The organism is Streptomyces sp. NPDC059248 (assembly GCF_042753905.1).
Lineage (GTDB): Bacteria > Actinomycetota > Actinomycetes > Streptomycetales > Streptomycetaceae > Streptomyces.
Map to the genome: position 1 here is coordinate 1 of NZ_JBHYZV010000080.1, position 12,013 is coordinate 12,013.

General features: G+C 72.5%; 10 protein-coding genes. 2 read left to right on the plus strand and 8 right to left on the minus strand.

All coding sequences use genetic code 11. The features are described 5' to 3' along the window. Positions 1–47: 47 nt before the first annotated feature. Positions 48–1,295 (minus strand): MFS transporter, encoded by a 1,248-nt coding sequence (locus ACFXG1_RS27145; RefSeq protein WP_384744940.1) that lies wholly within the window; start codon positions 1,293–1,295, stop codon positions 48–50. Between the two features lie 228 nt (positions 1,296–1,523). Here ACFXG1_RS27145 and ACFXG1_RS27150 point away from each other — a divergent pair, with 228 nt between their 5' ends. Beyond that, a complete protein-coding gene (locus tag ACFXG1_RS27150; RefSeq protein WP_384719921.1) occupies positions 1,524–3,623 on the plus strand; it encodes an ATP-binding protein in 2,100 nt (699 codons plus the stop codon). Positions 3,624–3,645: 22 nt separating this feature from the next. Here the strand turns inward: ACFXG1_RS27150 and ACFXG1_RS27155 are convergent, their stop codons facing one another. The 3 genes from ACFXG1_RS27155 to tdh form a co-directional block, all read right to left on the minus strand. Further along, entirely contained in the window at positions 3,646–4,563 is a 918-nt protein-coding gene (locus ACFXG1_RS27155) for a LysR family transcriptional regulator (RefSeq protein WP_384744942.1), read from the minus strand. Positions 4,564–4,582: 19 nt separating this feature from the next. Beyond that, a complete protein-coding gene (locus ACFXG1_RS27160) occupies positions 4,583–5,788 on the minus strand; it encodes a glycine C-acetyltransferase (RefSeq protein ID WP_384723551.1) in 1,206 nt (401 codons plus the stop codon). 114 nt (positions 5,789–5,902) lie between these two features. Then, positions 5,903–6,931 (minus strand): L-threonine 3-dehydrogenase, encoded by a 1,029-nt coding sequence (tdh, locus tag ACFXG1_RS27165; RefSeq protein ID WP_384744944.1) that lies wholly within the window; start codon positions 6,929–6,931, stop codon positions 5,903–5,905. Positions 6,932–7,251: 320 nt separating this feature from the next. Here tdh and ACFXG1_RS27170 point away from each other — a divergent pair, with 320 nt between their 5' ends. Continuing rightward, the gene (locus ACFXG1_RS27170) at positions 7,252–7,557 is read left to right on the plus strand and encodes a hypothetical protein (protein WP_384718407.1); all 306 of its coding nucleotides are present in this window, start codon (positions 7,252–7,254) and stop codon (positions 7,555–7,557) included. Here ACFXG1_RS27170 and ACFXG1_RS27175 read toward each other — a convergent pair. The 4 genes from ACFXG1_RS27175 to ACFXG1_RS27190 all read right to left on the minus strand — a co-directional run bounded on the left by ACFXG1_RS27175 (position 7,548) and on the right by ACFXG1_RS27190 (position 11,709). Further along, positions 7,548–8,732, minus strand: a complete 1,185-nt coding sequence (locus tag ACFXG1_RS27175; protein ID WP_384718409.1) for a DUF6397 family protein — start codon at positions 8,730–8,732, stop codon at positions 7,548–7,550. The two genes, ACFXG1_RS27170 and ACFXG1_RS27175, sit on opposite strands and share 10 nt — an antisense overlap. A gap of 149 nt (positions 8,733–8,881) precedes the next feature. Further along, positions 8,882–9,295 (minus strand): roadblock/LC7 domain-containing protein, encoded by a 414-nt coding sequence (locus tag ACFXG1_RS27180; protein ID WP_384718411.1) that lies wholly within the window; start codon positions 9,293–9,295, stop codon positions 8,882–8,884. 1,039 nt (positions 9,296–10,334) lie between these two features. Further along, positions 10,335–10,517: a hypothetical protein gene (locus tag ACFXG1_RS27185; protein WP_384718413.1), complete on the minus strand. Its 183-nt coding sequence runs from the start codon at positions 10,515–10,517 to the stop codon at positions 10,335–10,337. Between the two features lie 70 nt (positions 10,518–10,587). Then, complete coding sequence (locus ACFXG1_RS27190) at positions 10,588–11,709, minus strand: acyl-CoA desaturase (protein ID WP_384718415.1); 1,122 nt, start codon at positions 11,707–11,709, stop codon at positions 10,588–10,590. Positions 11,710–12,013: the final 304 nt, after the last annotated feature.

Genomic DNA, 12,013 nt, shown 5'->3' on the forward strand with positions numbered 1-12,013 from the left:
CGTACGGCGGCACCCTTGCCGCGGGTGCCGCCGTACGCCCGCCGCCATCACACCCCGGCGCTCCCGTTCCCGGCCCCCACGGGCGGGGCAGTGGCGCCGGCCATCGGGGCGGGCTCCGCACCCGCCCCGGCCGCGATCCGGCTCGGAGCCGGCCCCCGCAGCTCCAGCCTGCGGGAGAGCACGGCGAGGGCCAGCGCGGACGCGGCGAGCGCCGCCCCCACCCAGTTGGGCGCGGTGTAGCCGAATCCGGCCGCGATCACCAGGCCGCCGAGCCAGGCCGCGATCGCGTTGCCCAGGTTGAACGCCCCGATATTGACCGCCGACGCGAGGGTGGGGGCGGCCGCCGCCTGGTCGAGGACCCGCTTCTGCAGCGGCGGTACGGTGGCGAAGCCGAGCGCGCCGATCAGGGCGACCGTCACCGCGGCGGCGACCCGGTGGTGCGCGGTCACGGCAAAGAGCGCGAGGACCACGGCGAGGGCGCCCAGCGACCCGTACAGCACCGGCATCAGGGCCCGGTCGGCGAGGCGCCCGCCGACGAGGTTGCCGACGACCATGCCCGCACCGAACAGCACCAGCAGCCAGGTCACCGAACCGTCCGCGTACCCGGTGACCTCGGTCGCCATCGGCGCGATATAGGTGATCGACGCGAAGACGCCGCCGAAGCCGAGCACCGTCATCGCCATGGCCAGGAGCACCTGGACGTTGCGGAAGGCGGCGATCTCGTCCCGCAGCCGCACGCCCTCGGGGCGGGGGACGTCCGGCACCAGCCGCAGGACGCCCACGAGACCGATCACCCCCACGGCGGCGACCAGCAGGAAGGTGAGGCGCCAGCTCACGGCCTGCCCCACGACCGTCCCGAGCGGCACCCCGACCAGGTTGGCCGCCGTCAGCCCCGTGAACATCAGCGCGATCGCCCCCGCCCTCCGCCGGGAGTCCACCAGATCGGCGGCGACGACCGATCCGATCCCGAAGAAGGCGCCGTGGGCGAGGGACGTCAGCACCCGGCCCGCGAGCATCAGCCAGAAGTCGGGGGCCAGCGCCGACAGCAGATTGCCGGCGACGAAGAGCCCCATCAGGACGGCCAGTACCGTACGGCGCCGAACGCGCGCGCCGATGACGGTCATCAGCGGCGCTCCGAGGACGACACCGAGCGCGTACCCGGTGACGAGCCACCCGGCGAGCGGAATCGACACCCCGTACTCGTCGGCGACCTCGGGCAGCAGCCCCATGATCACGAACTCGGTGGTTCCGATACCGAAAGCCCCGACGGCCAGGGCGAGAAGGGCGAGCGGCACGGGGTACCTCCATCGATTGCCATCGCATCTTGTCCGCGTGAACAATAATTGCAGACGCGGCATATCTGCAAGCGCATGTGCTTGGGGCCCCGGCCGGCGGCGGGCGCGGCCGGAATGCCACCCGACCCGGCCGCCCGGCGGCGATTTCGCGCCGCATTCGGCTTTCCACGGCGCTTCCCCGATTCCGTGGCTGGGCCAAGAGGCCGGAAGGTGCGCAACAATGGGCGCGTGTTGGGCAACCTTCCCGAGGAATCAACCAGTTTCGTCGGACGGAACTGGGAACTGTTCCGGCTGGACCGGGCATTGAGGAAGCACCGCATCGTCACCCTCGTCGGTCCCGGCGGCGTCGGAAAATCACGGTTGGCGCTGCGCGCCGCCCATCAGGTCGCCGAGGGATTCCCCGATGGGGTGGCCTGGGCCGAACTCTCCCCGCTGTACGGGGACCGGCTGCTGCTCGCCACCGTCTCCGACGCCTGCGATCTGGCGGACCATACGCCCCGTATGCCGGTGGACGCCCTGTGCGAATGGCTCACGCAGAAGCGGCTGCTGCTGGTGCTCGACTCCTGTGAGCACCTCGTCGGCCCGTGCCGGGTGCTGATCGGGGATCTGCTGACCGCGGTCCCGGGTCTGACCGTGCTCGCCACCAGCCGCCAGCCGCTCGGTCTCGACGACGAACGGCTGATCGACGTCGAGCCGCTGCCGCTGGACGGGCCGGACGCGCTGGAGCTGTTCACCCAGCGGGTCCTGGCCGCGGGCGGATCCGTCCCTGCCGCGACACGGCCGGGCGCCCCCGCGGATGACGACGGGGAGGCCATCGGGTTCGCCGCCCGGGACGGGGCGGCGGCGGCCCGCTGGATCTGCCGTCGGCTCGACGGCATCCCGCTCGCCCTGGAACTGGCCGCCGCCCATGCGGCCCGGACCGGTGTGATGGAGGTCGCCGAGCGGCTGACCTCGCGGTTCGACGTATTGGAAGCGGAGGAGGACAGCACCGTCCGGCCGGAACGGCACCGGACGATGCGTACCACGATCGGGTGGAGTCATGAACTCTGCGCCCCACTCGAACGGCTACTGTGGGCACGGCTCACGGTCTTCCGCGGAGACTTCGACGAATCGTCGGCACTGGCCGTGTGCGGCGGCGGGCCGCTGGACGCGACGACGATGGGTCCGCTGCTGGAGCGGCTGGTCGACATCTCCGTCCTCAGGGTCGTCAAGACACCGGACGGGGACGGCATCCGCTACCGGATGCTGGACACCATCCGGGAGTACGGGTCGTTGTGGCTGCGCGCCCTGGAGGAGGACTCGGTGCTGGCGCGGCGCCACGCGGAGTACTTCTTACGCTTCGCCGAGTGCGCGGACCGTGAGTGGCTGGGCCCTGAGCAGGCGCGCTGGTACCGCAGGATCAGCGCCGTGCACAACGAACTGTGCTCGGCGCTCGACCATTTCCTGAGCCACTCCCCCGAGCAGGCGTTGCGGCTCGCCGGGCTCGTGGGGTTCTTCTGGAGCTGCTGCGGGCATCTGCACGAGGCCCGGGACTACCTCCAGCAGACCCTCGACGCCCATCCCGCGCCGGGCACCGACCGCACCCGGGGCCTGTGGGCCCTCGGGGTGACGGTCACCCTCCAGGGCGACTACGGCTACGCGCGGCAGGTGAGCGACGACTGCACCCTGTCGGCGGCGGCCGACCGGGAGGCGGAGGGTGTGCTGGCCGCGGCGTATCTGTCGGGGCTGATCGATCTGCTGACGGGCAGCCCGCTGGACGCCGAGGCCACGGCGGTGCAGACGCTCCGGGCGGCGGGCGGGCATGCCTTCGAGTCCGCGTCCCGGCTCCGCTGCCATCTCGTCCAGGTCTTCGCTCTCACCGGTCTCGAACGCCATGCCGAGGCCCGGGAGCTGGCCCTGGCGCTGCGGGGTGGCTGTGTGGACCGGGGCGAATCGTGGACCCGGGCGTATCTCGACTACCAGCTGAGCCTGATCGCCCTCTTCGGCGGCGATGCGCTGGGGGCCGCGACCCATGCCAGGAACATGCTGGAGGGCAAGCACGGGATAGGCGACAACTTCGGTATCGCCCTGGGCCTCGACGCGCTGGCGGCGGCGATCGCCGCGGCGGGCGACGGGGAGCGGGTCGGTCAGGTGTACGGGACCGGGCAGGCGTTCTGGAGTACGGTCGGCCACCCGCAGCGGGGCACACCCGAGCTGCGGGCGGTACGGGAGGCGTGCGAACGGACGGCCCGGGAGGCCGCCGGGGACGCCGTGTACGAACGCGCCTACCGCGAGGGCGCTTCCTACAGCCTGGACGCGGGGCTCAAGGCCGCGCTCTCGTCGCACTGACCCGCGCCGGCCGGCCGGCGGGTCAGGAGGTGGTGCCGAGTGCGGTCGCGGCGGTCCCCAGGGCGTCGAGCACCGGCCGGAAGAGGGGGTGGTCCTCGGCGCCCCGGCGGACCGCCGCGAAGACCCGGCGGGTCGCGGCGGGGCCGGAGACGGGCCGGACCACGGCGCCCCGCAGTTCGGTGCCGCGCAGGGCCGAGCGGGGCACGAGCGCCACGCCCGCCCCGGCGGCGGCCAGGGCCACATGGGCGTGGAAGTCGTCGGACGCGTGGACCAGCCGGGGGGTGAACCCGGCCCGCTCACCGGCGCGTACCACCATGTCGTGGCAGGGATTGCCCGGATGGGGGCCGATCCAGTCGCTGTCGGCGAGCGCCGCGAGCTCGATCCGCGCCAGCCCGCCCAGGGGATGGGTGGCGGGGAGTACCGCGTCGAACGGCTCCGCGTGCAGCGGTACCCGGAAGAGCCGTGGATCGTCGGGGCCCGGGGCGCCCCGGTACTCGACGGCGACCGCGATGTCCGCCTCGCCGTCGAGGACGAGGGGCAGGCTCTCGTCGCCCTCGGCGTCCCGGACCCGGATCCCGATCCCGGGGTGCCCGTCGGCGAGGGCGCGCAGGGCGGGGGCGACGAGTTCGGTGATCCCGGTGGCGAAGGCGGCCACGGTGACGGCGCCGGTGGTGCCGTCCGCGTACGCCGCCAGCTCCGACTCGGCGCGCTCCAGCCGGGCCAGCATCGCATGGGTGTGGGTGAGGAGGATCTCCCCGGCCGGGGTGAGCCTGACCCCCTTGCCGCCACGGAGCAGCAGGGTGTGCCCCGTCTCCTGTTCCAACGCGCTGAGCTGCTGGGATACGGCGGAGGGGGTCAGATACAGGGCGGCGGCCGCGGCGGTCACCGTACGGTGGTCCGCCACGGCCCGCAGGATGCGCAGCCGTCGGGGGTCGATCACCCCGCCATCCTGCCAGCCCTCAGGAGGTGGTCAGCGCGTCCCGGGCGGAGACGAAGGCGGCGACGGCCCGGCGGACGTCCTCGGTGGAGTGGGCGGCGGAGAGCTGGACACGGATCCGGGCCCGGCCCAGCGGCACCACGGGGTAGGAGAAGCCGATGACGTAGACGCCCCGGTCGAGGAGGAGATCGGCCATCCGGGCCGCCTCGGCGGCGTCACCGATCATGACGGGGACGATCGGGTGGTCGCCGGGGAGGATGGCGAATCCGGCGTCGGTCATCTCGCGGCGGAACAGCGCCGTGTTGTCGGCGAGCTGACGTCGCAGGTCACCCGCGGTTTCCAGCAGATCGAGCACGGTCAGGGACGCGGCCGCGATCACGGGGGCGAGGGAGTTGGAGAAGAGGTAGGGACGGGAGCGCTGCCGCAGCAGGGCGACGATCTCGGCGCGGGCGGCGACATAGCCTCCCGAGGCACCGCCGAGCGCCTTGCCGAGCGTGCCGGTGATGATGTCGACCCGGTCCATGACGCCCGCGAGTTCGGGGGTGCCGCGGCCGCCGGGGCCGACGAAGCCGACGGCGTGGGAGTCGTCCACCATCACCATCGCGTCATAGCGGTCGGCGAGGTCGCAGATCTCGGCGAGGGGGGCGATATGGCCGTCCATGGAGAAGACGCCGTCGGTGACGATCAGCCGCCTCCGGGCGTCCTGGGTCTCCTTGAGCCGCTGCTCCAGTTCGGACAGGTCGCGGTTGGCGTAGCGGTGACGGGACGCCTTGCAGAGCCGGATGCCGTCGATGATGGAGGCGTGGTTGAGGGCGTCGGAGATCACCGCGTCCTCGGGCCCGAAGAGGGTTTCGAAGACACCTCCGTTGGCGTCGAAGCAGGAGGAGTAGAGGATCGTGTCCTCCTGGCCGAGGAAGGCGGAGAGCCGCTCCTCCAGCCGCTTGTGGACGTCCTGGGTGCCGCAGATGAACCGTACGGACGCCATGCCGTAGCCCCAGCGGTCCAGGGCGTCCTTGGCCGCGGCGACGACGTCCGGGTGGTCGGCGAGGCCGAGGTAGTTGTTGGCGCAGAAGTTCAGGACCTCACGGGTCTCGTCCCCGCCCGGGCCGGTGGTGACGCCGACGCTGGCGCCCTGGGGGGTGCCGATGACCCGCTCGGGCTTGTGGAGGCCCGCGTCGCGGATCTCGTCGAGGGTGCCGCGGAGGTCGTCGCGTACGGAGGTGAACATCAGGGGTGCTCCCTAGGAGGAATCGGTCGGCGTCGCACGGCCGCTTCGGCGGGCCGTGGGCGGGCGGGACCGGGTGAGGCGGAGCCGGTCACGCGGGGCGTTCGGGCGGGGCGGTCAGGCGGTCCAGTCGAGGATGATCTTTCCGCTGCGGGCGGTGGCTGCCTCGTCGAAGGCGGCCTCGAAGTCCCGGTAGCCGTAACTGCCCGTGATCACCGGGCCGAGGTCGAGACCGGCTTCCAGCAGGACGGTCATCGCGTACCAGGTCTCGAACATCTCCCGGCCGTAGATCCCCTTGAGGGTGATCATCGAGGTGACGATCTTCGACCAGTCGACGGCGAACTCCTCGGCGGGCAGGCCGAGCAGGGCGATCCGGCCGCCGTGGGTCATGTTGTCGACCATGTCGCGCAGGGCCTCGGGGCGGCCGGACATCTCCAGTCCGATATCGAAGCCCTCTTTCAGGCCGAGCCTGCGCTGGGCCTCGGCGACGGGGTGCTCGGCGACGTTGAGCGCGAGATGGGCCCCGGCCTTGCGGGCGATCTCCAGCCGGGCGTCGCTGACATCGGTGATGACGACATGGCGGGCCCCGGCATGGCGGGCGACGGCCGCGGCCATGATGCCGATCGGTCCGGCGCCGGTGATCAGGACGTCCTCGCCGACGAGGGGGAACGAGAGCGCCGTGTGCACGGCGTTCCCGAAGGGGTCGAAGATGGCGGCGACGTCGAGGTCGACGGGGGTGCGGTGGACCCACACATTGCCGGCGGGGAGCACCACGTACTCCGCGAAGGCGCCGTCCCGGCCGACGCCGAGACCGATCGTGCTGCGGCAGAGGTGGCGGCGCCCGGCCAGGCAGTTGCGGCACTTGCCGCAGACGAGGTGTCCCTCGCCGCTGACCAGGTCGCCGACGGCGATGTCCGCGACGTCCGGGCCCACGGCGGCGACCTCGCCGACGAACTCGTGGCCGAGGATCCTCGGAGTGGACACGGCCTGGCTGGCCCAGCCGTCCCAGTTGCGGATGTGGAGGTCGGTGCCGCAGATACCCGTACGGAGCACCTTGATCAGCACATCGGCGTGACCCGGTTCCGGTTCGGGCACGTCGACGAGCCACAGGCCGGGCTCCGCGTGCTGTTTGACAAGGGCCTTCATCGGGCGGCTCCAACGGCTGGGGGGCGGGCGCGGCTCTGGTCAGTGACAGGCTGCGACAGCCTGGAGGAACACCGCAAACGGTGGCAGGTCCGGTCAGAGGGGTCAGAGTGCGGGACGACGGGGACCAATCTGCCCAGTGGAGCCCTCGGACGTCCATCGAGGATTTCTTAACCGGACCCTCAGGTGCGCTACACGGAGGGTGTCCGTCCGGTCGCCCGGAGCGGAGTGGGCCGCCGTCCGGCGGGGGCCCGGCACCGGGATCCGGCCGCCGGGCCCGCACGACGGTCGCGTATTCGTCGCGGTGGTGCGAGCCTGGGAGGATGAGTTGGGCATCATGGACGACGACCGGAGTGTATTCCGGGCGCGGAGGAGTGCTCACCGACGAAGTCGGCGTTTTGACCGGGGATCTCACTGTGCACACCACCTGGGCCGGTGGTGAGGTGCGCGTCGCCGTGCAGTACAGCGGCGCGTCCGACTGGTTCACCCTGTCGGGCAGCCCCACGCCCTGCGAGTCCGAGGACGCGAGCCGTGCGCTGCACCAGGCGGTGGTGCAGGCCGTACAGGAGGGGGGCGGGGCCACCGTGCAATCGGCGGCCCTCGGTCCACGCGGCGCCGCTCAGTACTGATCCGCTCCACCGCGGTCCCGGCGGGCCTTCCGGCCCGGCGCGGGGCCCTGAGGAGTGCCCCGGCGCAGGGCGGCCAGCAGCCTGCGACTCCTCGATTCGGTCCGGACGGATCCCGGCGGGGTCCACGCTCGTGGCGGGGTCTTGGGCCGTGGCGGTGCCGACGGCGGGAACGACGGTCGTGGCGGTGCGGGGCGGTCCGTCGGCGAGCACGCGCCCGGTACGGCGGTCACCGGTGGTTCCGCCGGTCCCCGGCCGAGGGGCCCTGGTCCGGAAACCGCTCGGCTCCGGGGCGCACCGGCCGTCGGGCGTGGTGCGGGCCGGTCCCTCCTGGCCTCGTCCAGTTCCCGGCCCAGCAGCGACCGGTACCAGGCGATCTCGTCGGGGTCGTCGGCGGTGGTCAGCCGCTCCGCGACCGCCAGGGCGGCGGGCGACGCGGGCCGCGAGCCCGCGATGTCGGGCCGCAGGGTGCCGAGGAGGGACCGCTCGTAGGGGTCCGGCACCAGATCGGCGACGCCCAGCGGGTCGAGGAGCGCGGCGACGGCGGCGGCCCGTTCCCAGTGGTCGGTGGTGATCCGCAGCAGCAGCCCGAGTCGTTTACTGCGCCAGTTCACGGCGCGCCGGTCCTCTCCGCGGTCCAGCCGCGCCCGCAGTGCCGGGTCCGCGCGTCCGGTGAGCATTCCGGGCTCGGCCAGCGCGAACGCCTCGACCTCGGTGGCGAGATAGTGCCAGACGACGGTCCGATAGCGGTTCAGATAGAAGCGGACGGGCACGAGATGGCCCGTCCGGGCGAGCCGGGTGAACCGCGCGGGGCTGATCGCCACCAGGGCCGCGCCCGTGGTCGTATCGACCGTTTCCACCCAGTGCCGCAGTTCGCCGGACCGGTCCCCCGAGCCCAGCCGGGCGATCTCCTCCCGGCTGATCCTGAGCGGTCCGCCCGGCGTGTCACGGGTGGCGCGGACGCATCCGAGCTGAACGGCCAGCTCCAGCTCGCCCGTCCGCAGCCCGAGCGCGCGGGCCGCACCACCGGGTGTCAGACCGGGGTCGTCGGGCCGCGGCCCCGCCCCGGCGGTGCCGCGTGCGACGGGCGGCGCGGCCTCGCCCTCCCCTGTCCGTCCGCCCTCAGGCCGGCCGGTTCCCTTCTGTCCACCGGGCGTGGCGTGGTGCTGTCCGGTCATGGCGATCGTCTCCCCCGTGCGAGCACGAATACGGTGAGTGACGACCGTAGCCCGGTACCGCTCCGCGCGCCGGGGCCTGTGGACAACTCCACGCGACCCGCGCCCGGCCCCGCCCGGGGCCGTACGGTCCGATGTGCGGGGACAGGCTGTCAGCGCACGTCGGACGGGCTGGGTCCGGGCTGCCGGGCCGCGACGCTCAGATGCTCGCCCACGCGGTTCACCATCAGCGTCATCTCGTACGCGACCTGCCCGACATCGGCGTCGGCGTCGCTGAACACGCAGAGGCAACTGCCGTCGCCCGCCGCGGTGACGAACAGGATGGCGTGGTCGAACTCGACCATCGTCTGGCGTGCCCGCCCGGCCCTGAAGTGCCGCCCGGAGCCCCGGGCGAGCGAGTGCAGCCCGGAGGAGACGGCCGCGAGATGCTCCGCGTCCTCCCGGGCAAGGCCCGTACTCGCCCCCGTCACCAGGCCATCGTTGGACAGCACCAGGGCGTGTCTGATGTGTTCGACGCGTTGTGTCAGATCGTCGAGCAGCCAGTCGAGTCCCTTGTCCAGCGGCATGGTTGTTCCCCTCCCGTGCGCGCGTTCCCCGTGTCGAACGCCAGCTTTTCGCACACCAGAGCGCAGAGCAAGGTGTTGCCGTCCCGCCGAATCGGAGTGTCGCGCCCGGTGTATCCGTCCGGCATATTCCGCGAGACGAACGGGGCACTTCCGCGGGTACTTACCGGGCCCGTACCAGCGGAGAACGGCGCCGCCTCGCACGAACCGAACCGGAAGCCGGTGGAATACGTCCCGGCGGGGACGCGCGAAAATCACCGACTCCCCGGCGTGTCGCCCTGCCGGTCAGGGGAAACACGGCCGGGAGAGTGCCGCCGCCGCACCGGCGGCCCCTTCCCCCCGGGGACGCCCCGGAGCCCCGGCGGGATCGCCGGTCGGGGTGTCGCCCCTGTTCAGCGACGGCCGCCCCGGACACCGGCCGGCGGCCCGGGCGTTCCCCTGCGCGGCATCCCGAACGGGTCGGGCGGGCGCTTCGCCCTAGGGTGCCGTGACCATCGTCACGGTGCCTTCCGGGCGGAGCGACCACAATTTCCGGCCATGGCAGCGGAACGTCCGCGCGAGGTAATCCGGGGCGGTACGACACGGCCTCGGCCGGACGTCCGACGGGTTTTCCCGGCCGCCTTCTCCCGGACATCTCCGGTTCTCCCGGCTCCTTCGCGACCCGCGATGGGATTGCATTTCCCGAACGCCGTCCTCCGCGCCCGGCAGGGCTCGATCACGCGTTCATTCCCGGCACGCCGGACCCGGGCCGACACGGCCGGGCGGGGTCCGGGCAGTGTCGCGGTACGGGGTCCCCGCGCCGCGTTACCCACGGGCTGGTATCCGTGTCATGGCCACGGCCGGACTCCTCCCCGGACGGGGCCGGACACACGCGCGCCCCGGGCCACTCGGCTGGGAGCGGGGCCCGGGGCTGGAATCGGCGGATCAGCGGGTCGGCGGGTCGGCGGGTCAGCGACGGATCAGCGGATCGCAGGTCAGCGGGACATCGACCGATCAGCGGATCGCGGTTCAGCGGGACATCGACCGATCAGCGGATCGCGGTTCAGCGGTTCAGCTCCTTGCGGGTCACCCGCCGCAGCCTGCGGCGCTGGCTCGGGTCCAGGGCCAGATAGGCGGCGGCCGGAATGCCCAGCACCGCCAGCAGGGCCCACCAGAATCCGATGAAGGGGATCAGCAGCAGGCCGACGGCCACACCGCCTACGGCGATCTTCGTACGTGTCGACATCTCGGTGCCTCCTCGCGCGGCCTCGGCCGCTCCTGTCGGGTGGAACGTACGGACCCGTGCCGCAGTTCCACTATCCGCCCGCCCGCAGCGGTTCGCCGACCTCGTGCATATGGGCGAGCGCCCGGCGGTACGACTCCACGAGCCCGGTCTCGGTGTACGGCAGCGACAGCGCCCGGCAGTGGGCCCGTACCAAAGGCCGGGCCAGCCGCAGATGCGGCCTCGGCATGCTCGGGAAGAGATGGTGTTCGATCTGGTAGTTCAGACCGCCCAGCAGCCAGTCGGTGGCCGCTCCGCCGCGGACGTTGCGGGAGGTGAGCACCTGACGGCGCAGATGCCCCCGCCCCTTGCCGCTCTCCTCGTCGACCATCTCCATCCCCTTGTGATTCGGGGCGAAGGCCATCCCGAGGTGGAGCCCGAGGGCCATCTGGTGGACGAGGGCGAAGACCGCTGCCTGCCCGGCCGGCATGGTCGTCAGCAACAGCGTCGTATAGAGGGCGACGTGCAGCATCAGCAGGGCGCCCTCCGTCCACCGGGCCCGGGCCGACCGGAACGGCCCGTTCTTCCCGAACACTCCGCGGAAGCCGTAGAGCTTGAGGGCGATCCCCTCCAGGGTGGTCAGCGGAAAGAACAGCCAGGCCTGGTGCCGGGTGAGCCACCGCCGGAAACCGGTGCGGCCCACGGCCTGCTTCCGGGTGAAGACGAGGATGTCGGCGACGACGTCCGGATCCTTGTCGATGTGGTTGGGGTTGGCGTGGTGGCGGTTGTGCTTGTCGTTCCACCACTCCTGGCTCATACCGAGCAGCACATTGGCGTGCAGCAGCTGGATCAGCCGGCCGGCCCGACGGTCGGCGGTGATCTGGGAGTGGCCTGCGTCATGGGCGACGAAGGCGGCTCGGGTGAAGAGCACCGACAGCACCGGGGCGAGCAGAAGCACCCACCACGAGCCGCCGATCAGCGCCATCCCGGTGATCACGGCCGCGATCCCGAGCACATTGACGGCGATGGAGCGCGCGTACCAGCCCGTCCGGTACTCCAGGAGACCCTGCTCCCGCACGATGCGCAGCAGGGGCGCGAAGTCACTGCCGGCGGAGCGCTGCCGGTCGCCGCCTCCGGCGTCCGCGCCGTCGGGTCGGCCGGGTGCGGCCGGGTCCGGGGACGGCGGCGGAATGGGGGCGACGGTGACCTGCGACATGACGCTCTCCGAGTCTGAAGGGGCTCAGGCGGCTTCAAGGGGCCTGAAGGATCGACGAGGGGCGGCCGTACGGCCGGCTCCGGTGGAGGCCGCGCGGCCCGCGGCCCGTACCGGGTCCGAAAAGGAGAAAGGCGACCGCTCGGCGCCGTACCGAAAACGTAGGTCCGGAGGCGGTCCGGACACCATGGAGCCATCCCCCGGCCTCCCCCGGGGGCAGCCCCCCACCCGGGGTGTAGCCGGCGACACCCCCAGGGCAGGCGTGACGCACATCACGCCCCACGCGGCTTCTCCCAAGACGTCCTCG